Source organism: Pseudomonas sp. MDT1-17 (assembly GCF_054898105.1).
Genome location: NZ_JBUBVM010000001.1, coordinates 5,364,552 through 5,390,301 on the forward strand (window position 1 = coordinate 5,364,552; position 25,750 = coordinate 5,390,301).

Below are 25,750 nucleotides of genomic sequence, written 5' to 3' on the forward strand. Positions count from 1 at the left end.
ATGCGCAACGACACACAGGCCCTACGCCAAGGAATCATCAGATGTTGCCCTCCTTTCACCGCCTGCTTCTGGTGCCATTGTTCGGGCTCTGCCTGAGCGCCGGCGCCGCGCCGCTGGATGAACCGCTCAAACCACTGCCAGCGGTACCTCAGCAGAATCCGCTGCGGGTCGATCTCGGCCGCCAGTTATTCAACGAGAAACGCTTGTCGGTCAACGGCAGTCTGTCCTGCGCCAGTTGCCATCGACTGGAAAACGGCGGGGCCGACAACAAGGCGTTTTCCATCGGTTTCGCCGGCCTGCCGGTGACGATCAACACCCCCAGCGTATTCAACGCCAGCCTGAACTTCCGGCAATTCTGGAACGGCCGCGCCGACACTCTGGAAACCCAGATCCACGGAGTGGTGCAGAGCCCCAGTGAAATGGGCAGTAACTGGGAGTATGTAGTGGAGGTGCTGTCCGATGACCCCACTTATAAGACCTCGTTCAGTCAGGCCTACCCCGACGGCGTGACCATGAACAATGTGCAAAACGCCCTGGCCACCTACGAACGCACGCTGATCAGCGCCAACTCGCGCTTCGACCAATACCTGCTGGGTGATACCGACATTCTCACCCGGGAGGAAAAATACGGTTATCAACGCTTCAAGGATTACGGCTGCATCGCTTGCCATCAAGGGGTGAACATCGGCGGCAACATGTTCCAGAAGTTCGGGGTCATGGGCGACTACTTCAAGATTCGGGGTAACCCCACCGAAGCCGACCTGGGCCGCTATCTGGTCACCCAGGACGAAGAGGACCGCAACGTGTTCAAGGTCCCGAGCCTGCGCAACGTCGCCGTGACCGCGCCGTACTTTCACGATGGTTCCGCCAAGACCCTCGAAGAGGCGGTGGACGTGATGTTCACGTTCCAGCTCGGTCGTATTCCCTCTGCCGACGACAAGACCCTGATCATCAAATTCCTCAAGACCCTGACCGGTGAATGGGGAGGCAAGCCCTTATGAAAACATCTAACCGCCGCAACCTGGCGTTGCTCAGCGTCGTGGCCGTGATGCTGGCTTCGGTGCTGCTGTTCCTGTACCTCAAATCCAGCTCGAATCAGACGACGACATACGCCGAATCCCGGGACTTGATCGGCCAGATAAAGCAGTTGAACGCACAATGGGAAACCGAGATCCTCAAGGCCAGGATCGCCATCAGTCACAACTACGATCCGTTGGTCGCACCGCTGACCGAGATGACGAACCTGTGGGAGCGGTTCGACACGATAGAGTCGAACCACGGCCGCAACGAGTTGCCCATCTGGCGCGCCAGCCACGATGCCTACCTGACCGCCATTCAGGAAAAGACCCGGTTGGTGGAGCAGTTCAAATCTCACAACGCCGTGCTGCGCAACTCGCTGGCGTTCCTGCCCACCGCCGAGGACGACATCCAGGAGCAGCTGGCCCGGTTGGTAGATGGCGACAAACTGCAACTGCAGAACATCGCCACCGACACGTATGACTTGCTGCTCAGCAGTATGGAGTTCGCTCAGGTCGCCTCTGATGACAAGGCCGCCGACATCCTGCTCGGGCTGAACAAAATGGGGGTGAACAAACAGCGTCTACCTGAACAGTTCCACAGCCCGATCGATATTTTGAGCAACCACATCGCGCTGATCCTACGCGAACAACCCGTGGTCAATCGGTTGCTGGAAAACATCGAAGCCGTTCCCGTGGCCGAACGCCTGGACGCTATTACCAACCTGCTCAACACCGACCAGCAGCGGACTGATGCAGTCGACCAGCGCTATCACTTCTACATGCTGTTGTTTTCGGTGCTGCTGGTGTTGCTGCTGGTGTACCTGGCGATTCACCTGATGCGCAGTTTCACCGTGATCAATCGCGTCAACAAAGCCCTGCAAACCGCCAATGACGACCTGGAACTGAGGGTTGAAGAACGCACCCGCGAGCTCAGGGATACCCAGAGTGAACTGCTCGACACCGCGCGCCAGGCCGGCATGGCCGAGATCGCCACCAATGTGCTGCACAACGTCGGCAACGTGCTCAACAGCGTGAACATTTCGGCCGACCTGGTGACCCGAAAACTGCGCGGCAGCAAGGCGCAGGGCCTGGGTAAGGCCATGCAGCTGATCAACGAACATCAAGGCGACCTCGGCACTTTCTTGACCGAGGACGCGAAAGGCAAGTTGCTGCCCGGCTACTTGAATCAACTGGTAGAGGCCATTGCCCTTGAACAACAAGGCATGACCGACGAACTGGCCCAGCTGACCAAAAGCGTGGACCACATCAAAGACATCGTCGCCACCCAGCAGTCCTACGCGGGCGCCAACAGCCTGATGGAACCGCTGCACATCAGCGAATTGCTGGAGGACGCCCTGCGCATGAACTCCGGTGCGCTGACCCGGCACCACGTCATGGTGGTCAAGGAGTACGGCGATGTACCGCAGGTCATGGGCGACAAACACCGGTTGCTGCTGATTCTGATCAACCTGATCAGCAATGCCAAATACGCCATGTCCGACCTCAGCAACCGCCCGCGGCAAATGACCCTGGGGGTCAAAATCGTCGATGACACAACCCTGCAAGTCAGCGTCAAGGATGACGGCGAAGGCATCGCCGAGGAAAACATGACGCGGATCTTTGCTCACGGGTTTACTACCCGCAAGGAAGGTCACGGCTTCGGCCTGCACAGCTGTGCACTGGCCGCCATCGAAATGAACGGCCACCTCACCGCCCAAAGCGACGGACCGGGCAAGGGCGCGCTGTTCACGTTGCAGATCCCGCTGAAAGCCATACCGGTGGAAGCATGAGCGAGCGATCGAACCGACGCATTCTGCTGATCGACGACACGCCGTCCATTCACGTGGACTTCCGCAAAATTCTCACGCCCACGCCGGAGCAGACCGTCGAACTGGACGAGATGGAGGCCACGCTGTTCGGCAGCGAAGTGAAGTCCGCCAGCGCCCTGTTCGAACTGGATTCGGCCTACGGCGGGCAGGAAGGGCTGGGCAAACTCAAGTGGGCCTTGCAGGAAAACCGCCCCTACGCCCTGGCCTTTGTCGACATGCGCATGCCTGAAGGCTGGGACGGTGCGCAAACCATCGAACATTTGTGGCAAGCAGATCCGCGCCTGCAAGTGGTGGTGTGCACCGCCTATTCCGACTATTCCTGGGATGAATTGCTGGACCGCTTGCAGGCGCATGACCGGCTGCTGATCCTGAAAAAGCCGTTCGACAATATTGAAGTCCAGCAGATGGCCAACACCCTGTTGACCAAATGGGACATGACCGAACGCGCCAGTGTGCAGATGGACCATTTAGGGCAAATGGTCGAACGCCGAACCCGACAGTTCACAGAAGCCAGCGTTGAATTGCAGCGGGAAATCGACGAGCGCAAGCAGCTTGAAACCCAATTGGTGCAATCGGAAAAACTCGCCTCATTGGGGCAACTCGCGGCCGGCGTCGCCCATGAAATCAACAACCCGATCGGCTTCATTTCCTCCAACCTCGGCACCCTGGATGGCTATTTCAAACAACTGCAGGAAATGCTCGACGCCTATCGGGATGCGGAAGAAGCAATCGGCTCCAGCGAACTTATCGAGCGTTTGAACCAATTGCGCGGACGGGTCGAGCTGGAGTTCCTGCGCGAGGATATTCCGCTGCTGATCAAGGAATCCAAGGACGGCATCAACCGGGTCGGGCAGATCGTCAAGGACCTGAAAGACTTCTCCCGGGTCGACTCCAACCAGGAATGGCAGTGGGCCAATCTGCAACAGGGCATCGAATCGACCTTGAACATTGTCGCCAACGAACTCAAGTACAAGGCCGATGTCGTGAAGGAGTACCAAGTGTTGCCCGACATCGAATGCCTGCCGTCACAAATCAACCAGGTGATCATGAACCTGATCGTCAACGCGTCGCAGGCCATCGGCCCGGAACGCGGCACCCTCACTCTGCGCACCGGACTTGAAGCTGAAACGGTGTGGATCGAGGTCGCAGACACGGGCTCCGGCATTGCGCCGGACAGCCTGCAGAAAATCTTCGACCCGTTCTTCACCACCAAACCGGTGGGCCAGGGGACAGGGCTTGGGTTGTCCTTGTCCTATGGCATCGTGAAAAAACACCGGGGGGATATTACGGTGCGCAGTGAAGTTGGCGTGGGGACAACATTCAGGGTTGAGCTACCGGTGCGTCAGACAAAACCAGCCGCCTGAACACCGACCCTATGTGGGAGCGGGCTTGCTCGCGAAGGGGCCGTGTCAGTCAATATTACTAGTGACTGACACGGCCCCTTCACGCCCTGAGCCTCTCCGTCAACTCGGTTTTACTGTGTCCAGCTCACTGGTCAACGGTGAGCCGTGCCGGAGCAAGGCCTGTAAATAAACCTTTTCGTCGTACACGGTACTGGTCGTCCAGCACCGATAAACGATCCGGATCCACTTGAACGCCAGGGCCCTGAGGGCCGCTTGGTAAGAGCAGCCTTTGGCCCTTTGCTGGCGATAATAAGCCTCTGCCCACACCGATTGATTGATGCTGTGGGCAGCCCACTCAACAAAGGTCTGGCGCAAAAAAGTTGCGCATTGATAGCGCCAGTGGACGACTTTTTTCTTGCCACTGCGTTCGGTAACCGGGGCAATCCCGGCATATCGCTGCACCGCACTGGCATCCTTGAAGCGATCACGCTGCTCACCAAAGGCGACCATCAACCGTGGTGCAAGCTGCTGTCCCGCGCCGGGCAAGGCCTTGAAGAGTCGGTAGTCGGCCAGGGTGTTGGCAGTTTTTTCGATTTCCCGATCAAAGTCTTTGATCGCCGTGATGATCCCTCTCAGTTGCGAGACCAGGGCCAGCACATACAGCGCTGAAGGACTGACCACGCCTGGATCTTCAGTCAACGGCATGGCGTTGGCGATCAACGCCAAACGCTGCTGATTGAGCTCAGCATGGCGAACATTATGCGCGTGAAGGAACTTCAAAACGCTGGCTGGCCGAGCGCGCTTAAGCGTTTCAAAGGTCGACCAGCGCGCCAGAAATTCACAAAAAACCAGCGTGTCATGGTCATGAAACAGCTCCAGGGCCAACGGGTAGTACTGTTTGAGCATGCACACCAGACGGTTGCTGAGCTTGACCCGGTCATCGACCAGCCCACGGCGATGTTCGGTCAGGCTGGCGAGCGAACGCATGGCGGAGCTTTGCTGGACCAGTTGAGGAAACCGTTTGGGGTGATTCAGCAACAGTTCAAGCGCCCATTGAGCATCCGTTGGATCATCCTTGGCACCACTGGGAACGAAGGTTTTACGGTGCCGGGCCAAGGTGCTCGGATTGATCGGAAAGATACAAAAAAACTCATATTTTTGCAGAGCCGCTATCAGTGGGCCTTTGTTCAACTCCACGGCGATCGCGATCGGGCCACCGTAACGTCGATGCAGCGACTTGGCCCAGCGATCAATCGACTCGGGCTTGTGGTCGATGACCTCGAAACTCCGCTGAGCCTCTCCAGCTATCTGCAAACAGGTGTCGTGCTTGGCGTCTGCCCAATCAATTCCGACATAAGCAGTGAAGTTCTGAGACAGGAGCGTTTGTATGGAGTACCTCCGCAGGCGCTAAAGTACATGCAGGGACATGCATGCTTGCGTCCAGCGAAGGCGATATAGAGAGCCGTGTCGGGCTTTCCCTGAGAATTCGTTAGAGGGCGCAAGCGCACCTGTGGACTCGAAGGTGAAGGCGTAATCATCGAGTGCTGCGCGAGCATATTCGTAGCCCGCAGGTGCATGTTCCTTCCTCGCCGACAGCCAACTTCCAGCGAAGTCAGTATGGAAGAGAAAGGAACGGACTACCTATATCGCGAGCAAGCCCGCTCCCACAGGTTCTTCGCCGATCCGCTTGTTATGCAGTTTCCTGGAAATCCATCTCCGGTGGCTGGCGACGGAAGCCACCGGTCAGCACCGCCAGGTACACCACGCCAATTGCCAGCCAGCTCAGGCCCAGATAGATCGCCAGGTGATCGAGGCTGACCATCAGCCACAAATCCGCCGCCAGACCAATAAACGGGAACAACAGGAACAACACGAATTCACGCAGCCCTTTGTTCTCACCGCCGATCCAGTAATGAAAGATCACCGACAGGTTCACCAGACTGAACGCCAGGAACGCGCCGAAGTTGATGAACGAGGTCGAGGTGGTGACGTCCAGTTTCAGCGCCAGCAACGCGACCACGGCGCACAACAGGATGCTGTTGACTGGTGTGCCAAAGCGTTCGTGCAAGGTGCCGAAGAAAGATTTTGGCAGCACGCCGTCGCGGCCCATGGCGAACAGCAACCGCGAACCACTGGCCTGAGCCGACAGGCCCGACGCGAACTGGCCGACGATCAGGCCGATCAGGAAGATCGACACGAACAGGTCACCACCAATGTTGCGGGCAATTTCATAGGCCGCCGAGTCGACGCTGTCGAACTGGAACGACGGATGCGCGATCTGCACGAAGTACGACACACCGACGAAGATCAACCCGCCGATCAGGGTAATCAGCATGATCGCTCGCGGGATGGTGCGGCGCGGATCGCGGGTTTCTTCGGTCAGGGTGCTGACCGCGTCAAACCCCAGGAATGAATAACAGGCGATGGCTGCACCGCTCATGATCAGCGGCATCTGCATGTCACCGTTGAAGAACGGTTTGATCGACCACAATGGCGTGCTCGCATCGCCGCCGACGTAATGGACGCACAACGCAACGAAGGCGATCAGCACCAGGAACTGCACCAGCATCAGTAACGCGTTGATGCCGTTGGCCAGCTTCAGGCCGACGATGTTGATCGCGCTGGTGATGCCAATGAACGTCAGCACCCAGATCCACTGCGGCACGGCCGGGAAGGCGGAGTTCAGGTAGGCCGCGCCGATCAGCCAGATCGCCATGGGCAGGAACAGGTAATCGAGCAGCACGGCCCAACCGGCGATGAAACCGAGTTTCGGGCTGATCGCTTTGCGTACATAGCTATAGGCCGATCCGGCGACAGGAAACGCCGAGGCCATTCGGCCGTAACTCATGGCAGTGAAAAACATCGCCACCAGTGCTGCGAGGTACGCCGCCGGGACCATGCCGGCGGTGGATTGAGCGAGGATGCCAAAGGTGCCGAGCACAATGATCGGCGTCATGTAGGCGATGCCGAACAGCACCACCGAACCCAATGACAGGGTGCGTTGCAAATGAGCCATGAGCGACTACTCCGAATTTATTAGATTTATGGCAGAGCCGAGTTCGGCGCTAAATTTCGGGTGTTTCGTTGTTGTTTTTCAGTGTTTGTCAGGTAAATCGTGGAGCGCCGAAAAGATCGTCAGCTTTGAGGAATCAGCAGCTCCCGCAATCCACAAGCATGCTCAACAATCTCTCCCGGCAACCGCAGCCGCTGATCATCCAGATACCGATAATCCTGCCGCGCCGCCGTCAGCTGATTCAGGTCCAGCTCAACTGCAAACTGTCCTTCCTCACGCCCGGCTTCGAACAGCAGCGTGCCCAATGGATCCACCAACGCACTGCCGCCAGCAAACACCAACCCGCCATCGCCCTCTTCCACCCGGTTGACCATCAGCGCAAACGCCTGGTTTTCCTGGGCACGGGCCATGATCGCGGTGCGGTGAGTCGGGCCGTACGGGTCCATGTTGCCGTTGGTGACGATCAGCAGTTCAGCCCCCAGTTGCGCCAGGGCACGGGCGGTTTCCGGGAATTCGATGTCGTAGCAAATCAACAGGCCGAGCCGCACACCGTTCCACTCACACGTGGCGTAACGGTCTCCGGCCTCGAACACACCGCGATCCGACGCCCACAGGTGCGTCTTGCGATATTTCAGCGCGATGCCTTCGGGAGTAATCAGCAACGTGGTGTTGTAGAAGCGACCGTTGTCGTTCTCGGCCATGCCGATCACCACGCCGATGTTGCGTTCACGGGCCGCAGCCAGCACCGCGCTGACGGTCGGGCCGTTCAGCGGTTCGGCAGTTTCGGCCAACGCTTCGAGGGACGGAAAGCCCATCAAGTGGGTTTCGGGAAACACAATCAGCTGCGTATCGGCAGCACAGGCAGCAATCGCCTTCAGGGCGCGTTCGAGGTTGTATGCCGTGTCGTTGTCACGGCCCGCCAACTGGGCGAGTTCGACTTTCATGGGTATTCCTTGTTCTTGACGCCTGGCAGAAAGATTGCCCGGTCGGTGTCTGTGCGCCAGTATGCGCAGCAAGCCACCGGCCGGGGAATCACGCCGCTGGGGTAACCCGATAGGGGTAGAGGCATGACACTCTCGTTAGACGACATCGCTTGGCATCGCTCGGTCGGGCAACTGATCGACGCCCTCGACAAGCCCAATTTCTGGACGCAGCTTGTACGGTTGCTGGATCAGTACGTGACCTTCGACAGCTGGGTGGCGCTGCTTTTCAGCGCCGATCAGCACCCGCAAGTGTTCGCCGAATGCCCGGGCGCGGACGGCAGTCCCGATCAGTTGTTCCAGGACTATTTGCGCGGTTTGTATCTGCTCGATCCGTTCTACATCGCCTGTCGCGAGCAGTCGCGCACCGGGCTCTATCGCCTGTCGGAAGTGGCGCCGGAGCATTTCGAGCTGACCGAGTATTACCAGCGCTACTTTCGTCTGAATGTGGTGGCCGATGAAATCCAGTTCAATTGCCAGCTCGAAGGTGACCGCACGCTGTGCCTGTCACTGGGCAGCAAGCAGCATTTCAGCGGCCAGCAGATCGCCTTGCTGTCGCTGATCCAGCCCTGGGTGCTCGGCCTGTTGCGCCAGCGCCTGCCCTACGAAATAAACGAAGCCGTGGCCCTCGCGCCAGCACCGCCGCAAACTGACTGGCGAGTCCAGCTGGAAGCGTCGGTGCAACAACTCAAAGGCGCGCAATTGACCGCGCGGGAGCTGGATGTCGGGCGCTTGATGCTCAGCGGTTGCTCCAGTAAAGAAATCGCCCGCAAGCTGGAAATCTCTGTCGAAACCGTGAAAGTCCATAAGAAACACATGTACAGCAAACTGGGGATCAAATCCCAGTCCGAGCTGTTTTCGATATTTCTCCAGGCACAGAACGCCTGACTCAGCGCTAAAGCGCTTTTATGTGGGAGCGGGCTTGCTCGCGAAAGCGGTTTCACAATCAACATTGATGTCGACTGACACTCCGTCTTCGCGAGCAAGCCCGCTCCCACAGGGGTCTCCATATCCTCCACAACCATTGCGCTACAACTACCGAGTCCGAACCCAAGGAAACCGTATGAGCCTGTCACTCCTGAGCCGCTACGCCTTCTTTGCCGTCTGTGTGATGTTTACCCTCGCCAGCCTGCCCTTTCTGGCACATGACTGGCTCTGGCCGATCACCGCCGTCACCGGCATTCTCAGCCTAGTGGGCCTGTTCGACCTGCTGCAAAGCCCTCACGCCGTACGCCGTAATTACCCGATCCTCGGCAGTATTCGCTATCTGGTAGAGGGCATTCGCCCGGAGATCCGCCAGTACCTGCTCGAATCCGACAGCGACGCCCTGCCCTTCTCCCGGGCCCAGCGTTCGCTGGTCTATTCGCGCGCCAAAAACGAAAGCGCCGACAAACCCTTCGGCACGCTGATCGACGTGTATCAATCAGGCTTCGAATTCATCGGCCACTCGATGCGCCCGGCGCCATTGAGCGACCCGAGCAGTTTCCGGGTGATCGTCGGCGGCCCGCAGTGCACGCAACCGTACTCGGCGTCGGTGTTCAACATTTCGGCCATGAGTTTTGGCTCCCTCAGCGCCAACGCCATTCGCGCATTGAACCAGGGGGCGAAACTCGGCAACTTTGCCCACGACACCGGCGAAGGCAGCATCAGTGCCTATCACCGGGAAAACGGCGGCGACCTGACGTGGGAACTGGGTAGCGGCTACTTCGGCTGCCGCACCGCTGACGGCCGCTTCGACCCGGAACGCTTCGCCGCACAAGCGCAAACGCCCCAAGTGCGGATGATCGAAATCAAGATGAGCCAAGGCGCCAAACCCGGTCATGGCGGGATTCTGCCCAAGCACAAAGTCACCCAGGAAATCGCCGAAACCCGCGGCATCCTGATGGGTGAAGACTGCATCTCGCCATCGCGGCACAGTGCGTTTTCCACACCGATCGAACTGATGCACTTCATCCAGCGGTTACGCGAACTGTCCGGCGGCAAACCGGTGGGCTTCAAGTTCTGCCTCGGTCACCCGTGGGAATTCATGGGCATCGCCAAGGCCATGCTGGAAACCGGCATCCTCCCGGACTTCATCGTTGTCGATGGCAAGGAAGGCGGCACCGGTGCTGCGCCTGTGGAATTCACCGACCACATCGGCGTACCGATGCGCGAAGGCCTGCTGTTCGTGCACAACACCCTGGTCGGCCTGAACCTGCGAGACAAAATCAAACTCGGTGCCAGCGGCAAGATCGTCAGCGCCTTCGACATCGCCAGCGTCCTGGCCATTGGCGCGGACTGGGCCAACTCGGCGCGCGGCTTTATGTTCGCCATCGGCTGCATTCAGTCGCAAAGCTGCCACACCAACAAATGCCCGACCGGCGTTGCTACTCAGGACGCTCTGCGCCAACGCGCGTTAGTGGTTCCGGACAAGGCCCAGCGCGTCTTCAACTTTCACCGCAACACCCTCAAGGCCCTGGCGGAAATGCTTGCCGCTGCGGGACTGGAACATCCTTCGCAGCTGTCAGCCAAACACCTGGTACGACGCATGTCGGCGACCGAGATCAAACTGTTCTCGCAGTTGCATGTGTTCTTGAAACCGGGGGAATTGCTGACCGGTGAAGTGAATGGCGAGTTTTACTCGCGGATGTGGCAGATGGCGCGGGCGGACAGTTTTGAGCCGAACGAAGTCGCTGCAGCCTGAACCACACGGCCCTGTCATCGCGCTTCACCAGCGAAGCGCCTTGATCGGGGCCGGCTCTTTCATGACGATAAAACCGTAATCACCCAGTAGATAAATCCGGTAGTACGGGTTATCCACCACCGGTGGATAACCTTGATAACCCACCCGGGTCGCGTTACGTCGCTCCTTCTCCGCAACGACATTGGTGATGCCCACTGTTGGCAGGTTCTCGGCCAGCATGAAAAAGTCGATGTTCAGCAGATAGTGCAACACCGGCATCTGCTTGAACGAGCCCGCCGCCCCCAGCAGCCAGTGATCGGAATAAGTCACCGACATGTAAATGCGCCTGGCCTCGCGCAGCTGTCGATTCGACGCGATGTCGTGCTCAAGACTGAAGAGTGCGCTGGACGCGAAGGCTTTCTGCACCGTCAGCACCCGCCCATAGGCGTACGACAGCGAAAGCATCGCCAGCAATGGAACCACCAGCAACAGCTGCAGCCGCTCGTGGATTCGTGCCAGCGCCAGATGACTCAAATAGAACAACAGCATCAACAGGACCGCGAAGCCCATCAGCGTCCTGGCCCCTTCATTGAAGTCGCGGAAAATCAGCGCAACACCCGACACCAACAGCGTCACGACCGGCAATGTCAGCAAACACACCAGGCCGATCAGGATTTTCTTCAGCCCTGTGTCCTGACGTTCCCGCACGTTCAGCCCCAGCCGGACACTGCCGGCAATGGCACACAGCAGCAGTGCGGCGAACACCCAGGCAAATCCGCCGTGAAACAACAGCACGACTTTTTCCAGTACCCGGGCGATGTTGATTTGAAGTTGCAGCAGGGGTTGCGCCGTCCAGTTCAACAACACGGTGCGATTTCCATTCATGAACGGATAAGCACTGACGCTATAAATCAACCAGCCCAGGATCGCCTGCGATAGTTTCCAGCCGATCAACTCGCGCCATTGCGGCCAGGCCAGTTTGTCATTCGCGCTCCTGAGCAGTTCCAGGCAACACAGGCCCAGAAACACATTGAGGCTCACCTGATAGAGCCCCAGCGCCAGCGCAATCAGGAATGAGGGCACCAGCCAATGAACAATGCGTGAGGGATGACGAAAGGTGATCGCGTAGATGACCGCCACCAGGCTCAAGGCCATGGCGGGGCCGTCGTATTGATAGGACAGGTTTTGCAGAAAGAACGGGTTATACCAGAGCGGCAACGACACCAGGCAGCAGGCAATCGTCGGTTGCGGATAGTAAAGAAACGTCAAGCTCGTCAACGCTGCGGCCATGGCCAGCGTGGCGATCAATAGCGGCAACGGGAAAATGTTCGGTGCGGCATCGCTGAAGGTTAGCGCGTTGTAGAACAGCTCGGTGAATAGCCGCCCCTGCCCCGCCCAGGCTGTACCGGCCGACAACGCTCGCCAGTTGTCATCGATGTACGGATAGTCCGCAAGGATGAGCGGAACGACATACACAAAGGTCGCCCACAGGAAAAACAGCCAGACTTGGCGGCGCCCGAGTTCCTTGCTGAAAAAGTCGCTGAACCTGCCCATGCTAAAACCCGAGCCGGTCTTTGCCGCCGACGACATCTTTGACGATGTAGCGCGGCCGATGCTTGGCTTCGATGTAGATTCGGCCGACGTATTCACCGAGGATGCCGATGCCGATCAGCTGTACGCCGCCGAGAAACAAAATCGCGGTCATCAACGATGGGTAACCGGGGACGCTGTTGCCGAAGAAAACCTTGTCCAGCACCATGTACACCGCGTAGAGCACCGCGAAGATCGAAATACCGCCACCGACGTAAGTCCATAAACGCAACGGCACCGTACTGAATGAGGTCACGCCTTCCAGTGCCAGGTTCCAGAGCTTCCAGCCATTGAACTTGCTGGTGCCCGCCACTCGCTCAGCTCGCTGGTATTCCACCACCACGGTGGTGAAACCGGCCCATGACAGCACGCCTTTCATGAACAGTTGGTGCTCGGGGAGCGCACGTATAACGTCGACCACCTTGCGATCCATCAGCCGGAAATCCCCGACGTTTTCTTCGATCCGGGTGTACGCGATACGGTTAAGCACACGGTAGAACAGCGACGCGCTGTGGCGTTTAAGGTAACCATCGGCGGTGCGATCCCGGCGCTTGGCGAGCACCACGTCCGCGCCTTTTTGCCATTGGTCGATCAACCGCGGGATGACGCTGATCGGGTCCTGCAAATCCACATCCATGGGAATCACTGCATCGCCAGTGGCATATTCCAGGCCGGCGAACAACGCCGGTTCCTTGCCGAAATTGCGCGAGAAGTTGATCAGCAATACCTGTTCATCGACCTGCGCCAGGGCCTTGACCTCCTCGGCCGTGCGGTCGGTACTGCCATCGTTGATGAACACGATCTCGACCTCTGCCTGGTCAAGCCTCAACTCGCGACGCACTGCTTGATAAAACAGGTTGATCGCCTGTTCTTCATTGAATACCGGAACGATCAACGAGACTTTCATGCCTTACGCTCGCGAAAGACCACGTACTTTGAAAACAGAAAGCCAAGCACCAGGCTCAACGCCGAAAAAATAGCCACCGTCAGCAGACCGTGAAGTCTCCACACGTCTCCTGCATGGCCGACGCCCAGACTCAGCGCCCCCATGGCTCCCAAGAATAGAAGATAACCACCGACTGACGCCTTGGCATCGAAGGTATACAGCGCGTTCATGTAGAAGGAAAACGAGGCGGCAACGCAGAAGGCAACCAGGTTGCTGATAGCCTGACTGAAGCCGGCCCCCACGCTCAGCAGGAAAAAAATTTGCCAGTGGATCAGCGTGTTGGCGACCCCGACCACCGTGTAGCTGGAAAATGCTTTCCACAAGAGCCTCATGATGACTCTCCCGTTTCACGTCATAAAACTTTGAACCTGTCTACTGTCAGAAATCACAGGTCTGACGGCCTTTCAGACCAGCGGTTCCTGGTGACTGGCGGTTAAGGCCAACGCCCTGCCAGGAGACATCCCGTAATACCCCGGTTTTGCAATTACCTGCGAATCACGCCTACCCTTCGCGCCGCCGATGTGCGGCGCGCAACCTTTGCACGTTTTCGGCTACTCCTTATTTCAACACCTGTTCACGAGCCCGCCGTCATGACGTTTGAGCGCGATCACCGAATCGACTTTTTTCGCGGACTGGCACTGATCTTCATCTTTTGGGATCACGTGCCTCACAACCCCCTTGGCCAAATTACCCTGCGCAACGTCGGTTTCAGCGATGCCGCAGAAATCTTCGTGTTTCTCGCCGGCTACGCGGCCGTTCTGGCCTACGGCAAAATCCTTGCGCGCGAGGGTTACCTGATCGCCTGCGTGAAGATTCTGCGGCGCGCCTGGGTGCTCTACGTGGTCCACATTTTCCTGCTGGCCATGCTGATGGGCATCGTGTTCTTCGCCAACAGCCATGTGGAAACCCGCGATCTGGTGGAGGAAATGGGCCTGCATCACTTCGTCACCAATCCCCAGCAAGCGTTGACGGATGAGTTACTGCTGCGCTTTAAACCGAACCTGATGGACCCATTGCCGCTGTACATCGTGCTGCTGGCGGGATTGCCATTGGTCCTGCCGTTGTTGATGCGCAAGCCGTGGGCAGTCGTAGCGGTGTCATTGGCGGTGTACCTGCTGGCACCGCGGTTTGGCTGGAACCTGGCGGCAATCAAGGACGGTGTGTGGTACTTCAACCCCGTCACCTGGCAACTGTTGTTTGTCCTCGGCGGCTTTGCTGCAATTCACGGGCAGCGGCCGCGGTTGCCTGACACTCGCCCGCTGTTGCGCCAGCCCTTGTTTGTCAGCGCGGCGGTGTACGTGGTGGTTACCGGCGTGATTACGGTCTCCTGGCGCTGGCCGGAAATACACGATGCCGTGATGCCAGCCAGCCTGAGCAACTTGCTGTACCCGATCAGCAAGACCGATCTGTCACCGGTCCGTCTGCTGCACTTCCTGGCGCTGGCCTATGTCACCGCCAGGCTATTGCCCGGCAACGGCTGGACGCAAAACTGGCTGGCGCAGCAATGCTGCCGCATGGGGCGCTACTCACTGGAAGTTTTCTGCCTCGGCGTGCTGTTGGCGCCCTTGGCGGACATGCTCAACGCCCTGACCGACGATGCGTTTGCCATGCAGGTTTTCACAGCATTGGTGGGCGCCGGGGTGATGGCGTTGCTGGGGGCGTGGCTGGATTTCAACAAACGCCTGAATCGGCAAATGTCGGTGGCGGCCGCTTAAGATCAAAAGATCGCAGCCTCGTTTCACTCGACAGCTCCTACAGGGAAATGTGTTTGCCGATCCTCCGTGTACGTTCGTCAATTGCAATTCCTGTAGGAGCTGTCGAGTGAAACGAGGCTGCGATCTTTTGACCCTCCAAACGCAAAAGCCCCGATCATCACGACCGGGGCTTTTTCATTTCAGGCGTTACGCCTTACGAAGCCGAACCCACCGCACCTTGCGACACATTGGTCGGTTGCAGCTTGAACACGTAGAACAACACCGTCAGCAATACCAGGAACGCAGGGCCGACATACAGCGCCACGCGGGTTTCCGGGAAGTACGCCATCAGGCCGACCACCAGCACCAAAAACGCCAGCGCCAGGTACGAGCTGACCGGGTACAGCCACATCTTGTATTTCAGGCCGGCACGTTCGCTGGCGCTCAGGCCTTTGCGGAACTTGAGCTGGGCCAGCAGGATCATCACCCAGGTCCAGATCGCGCCGAAGGTGGCAATCGCCGTCACCCAGACGAAGACTTTCTCAGGCACCAGATAGTTGAGCAATACGCCCAACAACAACGCGCCGATCGACAGCAGCAGCGCACGACGTGGCACGCCGTTGTTCGAGGTCTTGGCGAAGCCGGCCGGGGCCTGGCCGTTCTGCGCCAGGCTGTATAGCATGCGACCGGTGCTGAAGATGCCGCCGTTGCAGGACGACAGTGCCGCGGTGATCACCACGAAGTTGATGATGCCGGCGGCGGTCTTGATACCCAGACGCTCGAAGGTCATCACGAACGGACTGCCTTGAGTGCCGATTTCGTTCCACGGGTAAATCGACAGAATCACGAACAGCGCGCCGACGTAAAATAGCAGAATCCGCCAGAACACCGAGCCGATCGCATTGGGAATAGTCTTCTGCGGATTCTTCGCTTCACCGGCGGTCAGGCCGATCATCTCGACACCGAGGTAGGCGAACATCACCATTTGCAGGGACATCAACACGCCTTGCACGCCGTTGGGCATGAAGCCGCCGTGAGCCCAGAGATTGGAAACCCCCAGCGCCACTCCGTCGTTGCCGAAACCGAACGCGATCACACCGATGCCGCCGACGACCATCGCAATGATGGTGACGATCTTGATCAGGGCGAACCAGAATTCGAACTCACCGAAGGCTTTCACCGCGATCAGGTTGATCGAACCCATGCTGACCAACGCCGCCAGTGCCCAGATCCAGCGCGGCACATCGGGGAACCAGACGCCCATGTACACCGCCACCGCGGTGATTTCTGCAACGCAGGTCACCAGCCACAGGAACCAGTAGTTCCAGCCGGTCAGGAAGCCCGCCAATGGGCCGAGGTAGTCTTGAGCATAACGGCTGAAGGAGCCTGCGACGGGGTTGTGCACCGCCATCTCGCCGAGGGCGCGCATGATCACCAGGATCGCCAGGCCGCCGATGATGTAGGAAAGCATGATGGCCGGACCGGCCATTTCAATGGCCTTGGCCGAACCGAGGAACAGGCCGACGCCGATACAGGCACCGAGCGCCATCAAGCGAATATGCCGTTCGCCGAGTTCGCGTTTGAGCGGGCCGCCTTGAGCGGTCTCGCCGTGAGGCAGGTGATTGCCGACTGGCATAGGGGTAAAACCTCGTCTTGTTATTGGATATGACCACCGAGTGTCGAAGCGCTGGCTGATAAGCCATCGCTTGCCTGAAACCGGGCCTGCTTCGTGGGCAGACCCGTCTTGTAGGACAAAACCTCCAAGATCAGCGGGGCGTGCAGTATAAAAAGCTGACGGCAGAGATTTTCACTCTATAAATAACGAAATTCAGGCGTACATCTCGATAAAAATGCGATTTCAGGAGATAGATTGTCTGAATTTTGTAGGATTTTTCGCCATTAAACACGCCGCCGAGTATTGCACGGTATTGGTGCAGCGTCATGCCCCTACCTACGCAGCATTTACCCGCCGACCTCTCTGGCTCAACCATTTCAGACCGTTTCGCTGCCTTTTTGGTAAAGGTGCCTTTGTGGCGAGGGGATTTGTCCCCTCGCCACAATAAATCCCCGCGCCACAACGGCTCCGCCTTGCCAAAAAATAACGACACTTCCACGCATCATTTACTACTCCACAATTTTTTCCCCATCGCCAACCACCGACTAAGCTTCAGACAAGTCCGATCAATCTGCGTGAATGGATCAGTCGACTATGGGTGCTTTGTGGCAAACCGATTCGAGTAAAACTGTGGTTCCGACTGAACGTGTGGATGAAGCGCCTTTACCTGAAAAACCTCGCCGTAGTCGCACGAAACACGGCTGGGGAGCCTTCTGGTTGTTGCTGTTGATCATCGCGATTGTGGTGGGTCTGGCTGCCGCCAAGGAAATGCGCACCTCAAAGTTTCAATCCCTGGAAGTCAGCAAATTTGCTGCGACCCTGAAATATGATGTACAACCCGGCCCCAGCGACGCCATTCGCTACCCCGGCGACGGGCCGTTCGATCTGCGTCTGGGCTACAGTTCGATGGGTGAATTCCTGCCGAGATTGCTCAAGCGTGATTACGTCATCTCGGCCCAGACCCGATTTTCCAAGGCGCTGATGGACTACAGCGACAAGGGCCTTTTCGTGCCCTATCCAGAGAAGATCCAGGCCGGGTTGGTGATCACCGATTGCCGGGCGGCACCGTTGTATCAATACAAATATCCGCAACAACTCTATTCAAGTTTCGATGCGATCCCGCCCGTGGTGGTCAACAGTTTGTTGTTCATCGAAAACCGCTTCCTGCTCGACCCTCGTCAACCCCGGGCCAACCCCGCCGTGGATTGGCCACGGTTCGGCCTGGCCGCGTGGTCGCAGGTTGCCAAGTTGCTGCACATTCCCGGCCAATCGGCGGGCGGCAGTACCCTGGCGACGCAACTTGAAAAGTACCGCCACTCACCGGATGGCTTGACGATGTCGGGCGGAGAAAAAATCCGCCAGATGATTTCCGCCACCGTGCGCGCCTATCAGGCCGGGCCGGAAACCCTTGAGGCGCGCAAAAACGTGGTGCGCGACTACCTCAACAGCGTGCCGCTCTCGGCCGTGCCGGGGCACGGTGAAGTGCATGGCATGGCCGAAGGTTTGCGTGTCTGGTACGGCGCCGATTTCACACAGGCCAATGAACGGCTGGCCAGTACCGACACGGATCCAAAGAGCATGGCGGAAAAAGGTCTGACCTTGCGTGAAATGCTGTCGTTGATGATCGCCCAGCGCCGCCCTTCCCACTACCTGACCAAGGGCCGTGACGAATTGGCCGACCTCACCGACAGCCACATTCGCCTGTTGGCACAGAACAATGTGATCGATGCGCCGTTCGCCGCCGCCGCACTGGCCAGCAAAGTGACCTACCGTGACTGGCAGACCCAGCCGACCATTCAACCGATCGAAACCAACAAAGGCATCAGCGTGGCGCGCAGTCGCCTGGGCAGCTTGCTCAATCGTCCGCTGTACGACCTCGATCGTCTCGACCTGTCGGCTACCACCACCCTGCAAGGCGACTTGCAGACCCAGGCCACCGAATACCTCAAGCATCTGGCCGACCCGGTCTTTGCAACGCAAATCGGCCTGATGGGCGAACGTTTGCTCACGCCCACCAGCACCACGCAAGTGCGCTACAGCTTCACGCTGTTCGAACTGACCCCTGACGGCTCGCGGGTACGGGTGCAGACCGACAGCACCGATCAGCCATTCGACATCAATGAAGGCAGCAAGCTGGAACTGGGCTCCACCGCGAAAATGCGCGTGCTCACCACTTATCTGCAAATCATCGCCGAGCTGCACGATAAGTACGCCGAGATGACCGTACCGGAATTGAAGAAAGCCGAGGTCCCGGACCAGGATCGCCTGAGCCGCTGGGCCGTCGACTACCTGATCCAGAACCAGGACCGCAACCTGCCGGCCATGCTGAGCGCCGCACTGGACCGCAAATACTCCGCCAGCCCCGGCGAAGCCTTTTTTACCGGCGGCGGGTTGCACACGTTCGTCAACTTCCGCAAGGAAGACAACGGTCGCATTCCGACCCTGCGCGACGCCCTGCGCGAATCGATCAACCTGCCGTTCATTCGGCTGATGCGTGATCTGGTGCGCTATACCACCTACTCCGGCCCGAACAACAGCGCTGCGCTGCTCGGGGACGACCGCGATCCTCGGCGTCAGGAATACCTGGCCGAGTTCGCCGACCGCGAGGGCACTTCGTTCCTGCTCAAGTTCTGGAAAAGGTACAAGAACAAGGACACCCAGGCACGCCTCGAAACGTTCCTCGACAGCATGCGCCCGACACCGATTCGCATGGCCGCGGTGCATCGCTATCTGCTACCGCAAGCCAGCCAGGACAGCTTCAACACCTTCGTGCGCTCGCACCTCACAGGCGCCAAGCTCACCGAAAAACTCACGGACGAACGTCTCCAAAGGCTTTACGAGAATTACAGCCCCGGCATTTACGACCTGCCGGATCAGGGCTTCATCGCCAAGGTGCACCCGCTGGATCTGTGGCTGATAGGTTATTTGTTGAATCATCCTGACGCCAAGTGGAGCGATATCGTCAAGGCCAGCCAGTTTGAACGCCAGGAAGTCTATAGCTGGCTATTCAAAAGCAAACATAAGGGTGCCCGCGATGGCCGCATTCGCACCATGCTGGAGATCGAAGCGTTTCTCGACATTCACGCACGCTGGCAGAAAGTCGGCTATCCATTCGATCATCTGGTGCCGTCACTGGCCACCGCCATCGGCAGTTCCGGCGACCGTCCGGCAGCGTTGGCCGAGTTGATCGGCACCATTCTCAACGACGGCGTGCGCATGCCGACGCTGCGCATCGACAGCTTGCACTTTGCGGCGAATACACCGTATGAAACCAAGCTGATCAATGACCCGGATGTCGGCAAACGGGTGATGCCTTCCGAGGTCGCCGCGGCTTTGCGCGAGGCCTTGTCACAAGTGGTGGACGCCGGTACAGCGAAACGCGTTTCCGGCAGCTTCATGACACCCGATGGCAAACCGTTGGGCATGGGCGGCAAAACCGGTACCGGAGACAACCGCATCGAAGCCATTGGTTCCGGCGGTCGAATCCTGAGCTCGAAATCGATCAACCGCACGGCCACCTTTGTGTTTTTTATCGGCGACAGCCACTTCGGCACCATGACCGCGTTCGTGCCCGGGCGCACGGCCGAGGCGTTCAAATTCACTTCGGCACTGCCGGTGCAAGTGCTCAAGGGTATGGCGCCGATACTGACGCCGTATCTGCAACCCGGCAGCACGTCTCAATGTCACCCGGTGGAAGGTCCGGCTGTGGCGGCAGGCCAATCCATATCGCAACGCTGAATGCACATCACCACGGGTGGTATTTAGTTATTTTTTAGATTCAAGTACTCAACGGTTTGCCGGCAAAACCCACCGATTGAGCACCAATGATTCGACTTTTTTTTTGAGCCCTGACCAGTAGGCTGATCATTCTTAAATCAATCAAGGATGATTGCCATGTTTGCCACCTCCGCGTCCGCCGATAACACCTATAAGGGCCGGCACTACGAGTTCATCAAGAACACCCTCAGCCAACCGTTCAAAACCGCGGCAGTAAGCCGAGGCAAAGAACTCGCGGGCACTCGCTTAAAAATCGAACCCTGGTACGCCACGGTCACTGCCGACCAGCACGACCAACTCAAGGTCGCCAATCTCGCGGCGTGGACCTCGCAGAACCAGGTCGATAAACATCTGAAAGACCTGCAAGACGTCTATTCGTTTGCCGCCCCGCTGCTACAGAAAAAACTGAAAGAGCAATACGGCATCGAGCATGACGTCAAGACGACCTTCCTGCATCTGTACATGCCCAAAGACTTGCCGTGGTACGCAGTCGACATCCTGCCGGGCGTCACCGCCCGAACCGTGTCGTTACTGGATGCCGCCCTGCATAACTTCGCGACGAACGAAGAGGCCGATGCTGACTCGGATTACATTACCCGCCCTGACGCGCGCGGGAACTTCGACGTCTTACCCATCAAACCGAAAATGAGCATCAGGCAATTCCAGCAACTCTGTCGGGAACTGGATATCGGTGCGCTTTACAAAGAACACCTTGAAACCTATTTGCTTCCCACTGAGCCCGTATCGAAAGCGCTCCTGGAAATCAGAGTCACTGCGAGTCAGAAAGACGCGCTCAGGGTCGCCGCGCAGCTGGCATTGATGACCGGCGATATTCAGTACGACGCCTACGAGTTGGTGCAAGCGCTGGTTAAAGACACTCCCGAGCTGCTGCTCGATGGAAAAGCCATGGGCTGCGGCGGCCTCTCCATGATGGGAACAGATGTGAGCGGCGTCATGCTGATCACGCCTGCAAAACTGGACAACCAAGGTATTGCCCGAATTGTTGTGTATATCCCGCATGACCCTGATCACCCGCTAAAGGAATACCCATCTCCAGACGCGTTCATGACCGAATTGGCGAGACAGTTGCGCGAAAATATCGTCAGCCCGTCGACGCGGATCAGTTATCGCCAATTCTTCAGCCAGTTTGTCGATCACCAGGAACGCGGGCACTTTTTTGCGGACCTGGAGGAGCGTCTGTTTGAAGTCATACACCACACGAAAAACGACCCGACCGATGCGCGTCCGGCATGGCGCAAAGAACCCCGCACGCGCCCTCACCTGCAATTCGAGCGTTTACCGGCTCATAAGGATTATTGGGAAAACGCGTACCAGCAACAGCTCAACAAGATCCTCAACGATGCACGTATGATCGCCGTGTCCACCGCCGATACGGACACCAGGCAACGATGGGCCTGGTGGGACAACTTCAAGAAAATCCTTTCGGATATTTTCAACGTCGCGCTGTTGGTCGCCACACCATTCGTCCCGGGTCTGGGCGAGCTGATGATGGCCTATACCGCCTACCAATTGACCACTGACGTCATCGAGGGCGTCGTCGATCTGGCTGAAGGCCTCGGTGTGGAGGCAGCCGGGCACGTGATCAGCGTCGTGACGGATGTGATTCAACTGGCGGCATTCGGGGTGGGTGCTGCCATTGGCAACGTGTTGCGGGTCAAACTGTCGCCATTGGTCGAGGGCATGAAGCCCGTCACATTGACCGATGGCAAGCAAACGCTTTGGCATCCAGACCTTGAACCTTACGAACAGCAAAACCTGCGCCTGCCGGACGATTCGAAACCGGACCACCATGGCCTGCATTCACACACCGGACAACTCCTCCTGCCATTGGAAGGCAAGCTCTACAGCGTCGAAAAAGCATCGACGGAGCCGACGTCCAGGACGCACCGCATACAACATCCCACTCGCCCAAATGCCTACGCCCCCAAAGTGGAGCATAACGGTCAAGGCGCCTGGGTCCACGAAGCGGAGAATCCGGCTGACTGGGAAGGTGAAACCTTGATGCGTCGACTCGGGCACAGCGTTGATCGTTTCTCTCCTGTCGAACGGGAGCAGATCCGTATCAGTAGCGGCACGGAAGAAGACGCACTGCGCCGGATATACGTCGACAATGCTCCACCCCCACCGGTGCTGGCCGACACTATCAGGCGTTTCAGCGCCTGTGAGGACGCGCAGACAGCGAGCGCGAATATCCGTAGCGGGAAACCGCTCGATCCGATGTCCGTCTGGTTTGAATCGATGATAACGGCACTCCCCGGCTGGCCTGCCGAACGAGCGATGAACGTGTATGAACATGCCGACCTGACCGGATCGGCGCGCAAGTACGGCAATGCCAGTGCCACGGCCGCAAATACGTTGAACGTGAGCCTCACCGATGTCACGTCGGGGCAACTGCCCGAGCGAATCGTGAAGTTTCTGAACGAGACGGAGCTTGAGAGTCTTCTGGGTTCCGATGTTCCAGGTGCCGACCGCGTTCAAGCGCTGCGCAAGCAACTGGCGGATGCCGTCGATGCCCGCAAAGGCGAGATATCAACATACATTTACCAGGCAGGAGAAAGGTCAAACAAGGCTGGGGTCCGCTTGTTGAAACAATCGTTTCCGGACATGCCACTTGTCCTGACTGAAAAAGTCCTCGCGCAAGCCAAAGCTGCCGAGCGTCAACGAATGGCGGATGAGCATCGCTTGCCGCTGCGGATTAAAACCCAAGCGCGCGAACTCAATTTCGAAGCCGTGACTGCTCGAGCCTACGACGGCTTTTATCGGGATGAACTGCTGGTGCCTGATACGGAGCGGCTGGCGCTCAACACCTTGAAATTCTACACCGACAGCTTTGGCGACCTGCGCATCGAAGTGCGCGAAGGGGCCCATGACGGTACGCTGCGCTGCAGCGCGGGCCCGGATGACGCCTCGACGATTCGTCATCTGGTCAGGCATGCAGATGGGAAGTACGACGTATTCGAAGGAACCGGCAACAGGCTCCACGAAGCCGACGATTTCTACACATCGATTCTGCGCGCCTTGCCAGAAGACAAGCGTGCGGCATTGGGTTACCTGCCCAGTCAAGGCCGACTGTTCAAACTGTGGATCATGGAGAAAAGCCAGCCCCCTGCCGAACGCCGGAGATTGCTGGCACGGCCTCCCATCCGCCCGGTGGCCGACATTGAAACCGTCAACCTGGTGCGCGGCCCGGCGCTGTCAAAAAACCCGAAGACCCCGCAAGACAGGGTTAGAAACCTGTATCCGACACTGAGCGAACAGCAGCTGCAATCCTTCGTCGAGGCCTTGCGCGCCAAAGGTGATCCCGACCAGGCCATTGACCGTCTCCGGGACGAGCTTAAAGCATTGCGCGATATGTTGGAAAAGTGGCGTCAGGATCAGCTTCCCCCTATGGATAGCCCGGACGTACAGGACTCCTTTTATGGCCTTCAAGATTTCAACTTCAACGGCGGGCGGCTCATCCACGACCGGCTGCTTGAATGTTTTGAACGCAAAAGCGAGGCCTTTGGTGAACGCAGCACCCATCCGGAAGGCGGCTATACACTGAACTTGTCGTCCGACGTCATGGGTCCGAATCTCGGGCGTTGGTGGGCGCAGTTGCGTTTGCAACCCAACGTTGAAAACTACCTTGATCAGGTGACCGTGCTGAATCTGGACAATGCGCGTTTCTCTGCCGACGCCAACGGTCTGTTGAGCGATTTTTCCAATGTCCGGCACTTGAGCGCACGCTATAGCGACCTGACCGGGTTACCGAATGGTATCGGCAAGATGCGTTTGCTCGAAACCTTGCGCCTGACCAACAACCGCATCCGATTGACGCCAGAGTCAGCCGGGCAGTTGAGAGATCTCACGCGCATGGAAACGCTGAGACTGGACGACAATCCGCTGATGCAGCCGCTGGATGTCGGACGCATGCCCAGATTGAAAGTATTGAGCTTGAGAACGACCGGTATCGACACCTGGCCGGAACATCTCTTCAAGGATGGGATTCACGCGAAACGTCGCCCTCGCGGTTTCTCCCTTGATCTGCGGGGCAGTCCGATTACAACCGTTCCCGATATCGTGCCTGGCTCCGATCATGCGTTCATCGTGGCTCGTACTCGTCTCGACACCCTGAAACTTTCCGATAACGACCGGATTCGTTTTGAACATTACCGCCAGTCCGTCGGTTTTGCGCCTCAACAAGTCTATGCAAAGGTTGCCTCTGACGAATTAATCCATTGGAGGTCGATACCGGACGACTCGCTGATGTCCAGTTCCTCGACAGGGGTCGGCACGTACAGAGAAGAATCATGGCACGACGTAGCCTCAGAACCCGAATCCGCAGACTTTTTCAAAGTTATCCGCAAGCAGCGAACAAGCGAGGATTATCGTAATCCGCGCTCACGCGCATTGCTGACCAGGCGGGTCTGGCAAATGATCGATGCCATCACACTGGACAGCGAACTGCGCGAGGAACTTTTCATACAGGCCGCCCACCCGGAGACCTGCGCTGACGCCGGCTCCCAACTGTTCAACAACATGGGTATCAAAGTGCTGGTGTCAAAGGCGCACGCGGAGGCGACGTCTGCACAGGATCTGGAAAAGGACCTGGTCAAACTGGCCAGAAGTGCAGCGCGTCTCGAAAAGGTAGGAGAGATTGCCAGAGTCGAAATTCGCGCCCAGCTCGAAAAAAGTCGTGGCGACCCGGATTACGAGGCTCCGGATGATGTGGAAGTCCACTTGGCGTATGAGACAGGTTTGGCCAAACGGTTGGAATTGCCCTGGCAGTCCGAAGGCATGCGGTACGCACGCAGATCACGTGTGGAACAGAAAATGATCGACGCCGCCTACGAGACGGTTATCGAGATGGAACAAGGTGACGGATTAGTCAACGCAATGATTGATTCATTCGAGAATCCTTTCTGGGAAAAACACTTGAAAGACACTCACCCAACCGAATTCGACGCGAATGATCGCCTTTGCGAATCGAAACAGAATCTGCTGGAAGATCTACGCATAGCCCAAAGAGACTGGTTGAACGCCGAGGACGCCAAGGAAAATGCCTCGCGCAAACGAACACTGGAAAAACTGGCCGGGCAACTGAACATCGCCGAAGCCGACGTTTTTACCGATGAAGAAAAGAGCCGACAGCTGTATGAGCGACTGTTGTCTGAGTTGAACTATGAACGAAACGAGTTGGCCAGAAGATTGACCCGTGAAGCAATGGCGAGAGCCGGTATTTAATGACTGATCCCTGGAAGTCGGCGCTCGCGCCGCTTTCA

General features: G+C 57.9%; 16 protein-coding genes. 8 read left to right on the forward strand and 8 right to left on the reverse strand.

What is annotated here, in order from left to right; translation table 11 throughout:
- Window positions 1-41: 41 nt before the first annotated feature.
- From ACYZTX_RS24850 to ACYZTX_RS24860, 3 genes are read left to right on the forward strand one after another with little or no spacing between them, the layout of a single operon-like run.
- The gene (locus ACYZTX_RS24850; RefSeq protein ID WP_462036255.1) at window positions 42-1,001 is read left to right on the forward strand and encodes a cytochrome-c peroxidase; all 960 of its coding nucleotides are present in this window, start codon (window positions 42-44) and stop codon (window positions 999-1,001) included.
- Window positions 998-2,809, forward strand: a complete 1,812-nt coding sequence (locus ACYZTX_RS24855; protein ID WP_462036256.1) for a DAHL domain-containing protein — start codon at window positions 998-1,000, stop codon at window positions 2,807-2,809. The genes ACYZTX_RS24850 and ACYZTX_RS24855 overlap by 4 nt, the downstream gene beginning before the upstream one ends.
- Window positions 2,806-4,212, forward strand: a complete 1,407-nt coding sequence (locus ACYZTX_RS24860) for an ATP-binding protein (protein ID WP_462036257.1) — start codon at window positions 2,806-2,808, stop codon at window positions 4,210-4,212. Before ACYZTX_RS24855 ends, ACYZTX_RS24860 begins: the two co-directional genes overlap by 4 nt.
- A gap of 99 nt (window positions 4,213-4,311) precedes the next feature.
- On the opposite strand, the gene ACYZTX_RS24865 is transcribed toward ACYZTX_RS24860, so the two are convergent.
- From ACYZTX_RS24865 to ACYZTX_RS24875, 3 genes are all read right to left on the reverse strand, one after another.
- Window positions 4,312-5,580 (reverse strand): IS110 family RNA-guided transposase, encoded by a 1,269-nt coding sequence (locus tag ACYZTX_RS24865; protein WP_462037106.1) that lies wholly within the window; start codon window positions 5,578-5,580, stop codon window positions 4,312-4,314.
- Window positions 5,581-5,881: 301 nt separating this feature from the next.
- A complete protein-coding gene (locus ACYZTX_RS24870; protein ID WP_462036258.1) occupies window positions 5,882-7,207 on the reverse strand; it encodes an APC family permease in 1,326 nt (441 codons plus the stop codon).
- Between the two features lie 119 nt (window positions 7,208-7,326).
- Window positions 7,327-8,148 carry a carbon-nitrogen hydrolase family protein gene (locus ACYZTX_RS24875; protein ID WP_462036259.1) on the reverse strand — a complete coding sequence of 274 codons (822 nt, stop codon included), beginning with the start codon at window positions 8,146-8,148 and terminating at the stop codon, window positions 7,327-7,329.
- A gap of 123 nt (window positions 8,149-8,271) precedes the next feature.
- Here ACYZTX_RS24875 and ACYZTX_RS24880 point away from each other — a divergent pair, with 123 nt between their 5' ends.
- Both ACYZTX_RS24880 and ACYZTX_RS24885 read left to right on the forward strand, forming a co-directional pair.
- Window positions 8,272-9,072 carry a helix-turn-helix transcriptional regulator gene (locus ACYZTX_RS24880; RefSeq protein ID WP_462036260.1) on the forward strand — a complete coding sequence of 267 codons (801 nt, stop codon included), beginning with the start codon at window positions 8,272-8,274 and terminating at the stop codon, window positions 9,070-9,072.
- A gap of 175 nt (window positions 9,073-9,247) precedes the next feature.
- Window positions 9,248-10,867 (forward strand): FMN-binding glutamate synthase family protein, encoded by a 1,620-nt coding sequence (locus ACYZTX_RS24885; RefSeq protein WP_462036261.1) that lies wholly within the window; start codon window positions 9,248-9,250, stop codon window positions 10,865-10,867.
- Window positions 10,868-10,891: 24 nt separating this feature from the next.
- Here the strand turns inward: ACYZTX_RS24885 and ACYZTX_RS24890 are convergent, their stop codons facing one another.
- From ACYZTX_RS24890 to ACYZTX_RS24900, 3 genes are read right to left on the reverse strand one after another with little or no spacing between them, the layout of a single operon-like run.
- On the reverse strand, window positions 10,892-12,400 hold the full coding sequence (locus ACYZTX_RS24890; protein ID WP_462036262.1) for a glucosyltransferase domain-containing protein: 1,509 nt from the start codon (window positions 12,398-12,400) through the stop codon (window positions 10,892-10,894).
- A 1-nt stretch (window position 12,401) separates the two neighbouring features.
- Window positions 12,402-13,343 (reverse strand): glycosyltransferase family 2 protein, encoded by a 942-nt coding sequence (locus ACYZTX_RS24895; protein WP_462036263.1) that lies wholly within the window; start codon window positions 13,341-13,343, stop codon window positions 12,402-12,404.
- Window positions 13,340-13,714, reverse strand: a complete 375-nt coding sequence (locus ACYZTX_RS24900; RefSeq protein ID WP_462036264.1) for a GtrA family protein — start codon at window positions 13,712-13,714, stop codon at window positions 13,340-13,342. The genes ACYZTX_RS24895 and ACYZTX_RS24900 overlap by 4 nt, the downstream gene beginning before the upstream one ends.
- 258 nt (window positions 13,715-13,972) lie before the next feature.
- Between ACYZTX_RS24900 and ACYZTX_RS24905 the strand changes: the two genes are divergently transcribed.
- Window positions 13,973-15,097 (forward strand): OpgC family protein, encoded by a 1,125-nt coding sequence (locus ACYZTX_RS24905; RefSeq protein ID WP_462036265.1) that lies wholly within the window; start codon window positions 13,973-13,975, stop codon window positions 15,095-15,097.
- A gap of 193 nt (window positions 15,098-15,290) precedes the next feature.
- On the opposite strand, the gene ACYZTX_RS24910 is transcribed toward ACYZTX_RS24905, so the two are convergent.
- The gene (locus tag ACYZTX_RS24910) at window positions 15,291-16,712 is read right to left on the reverse strand and encodes an amino acid permease (protein ID WP_462036266.1); all 1,422 of its coding nucleotides are present in this window, start codon (window positions 16,710-16,712) and stop codon (window positions 15,291-15,293) included.
- Window positions 16,713-16,842: 130 nt separating this feature from the next.
- Complete coding sequence (locus ACYZTX_RS24915; RefSeq protein ID WP_462036267.1) at window positions 16,843-17,184, reverse strand: hypothetical protein; 342 nt, start codon at window positions 17,182-17,184, stop codon at window positions 16,843-16,845.
- A gap of 101 nt (window positions 17,185-17,285) precedes the next feature.
- Between ACYZTX_RS24915 and ACYZTX_RS24920 the strand changes: the two genes are divergently transcribed.
- Window positions 17,286-20,429: a transglycosylase domain-containing protein gene (locus tag ACYZTX_RS24920; RefSeq protein WP_462036268.1), complete on the forward strand. Its 3,144-nt coding sequence runs from the start codon at window positions 17,286-17,288 to the stop codon at window positions 20,427-20,429.
- 156 nt (window positions 20,430-20,585) lie between these two features.
- Window positions 20,586-25,712, forward strand: coding sequence for an NEL-type E3 ubiquitin ligase domain-containing protein (locus ACYZTX_RS24925; RefSeq protein ID WP_462036269.1), 5,127 nt, complete (start codon window positions 20,586-20,588; stop codon window positions 25,710-25,712).
- Window positions 25,713-25,750 lie beyond the last annotated feature (38 nt).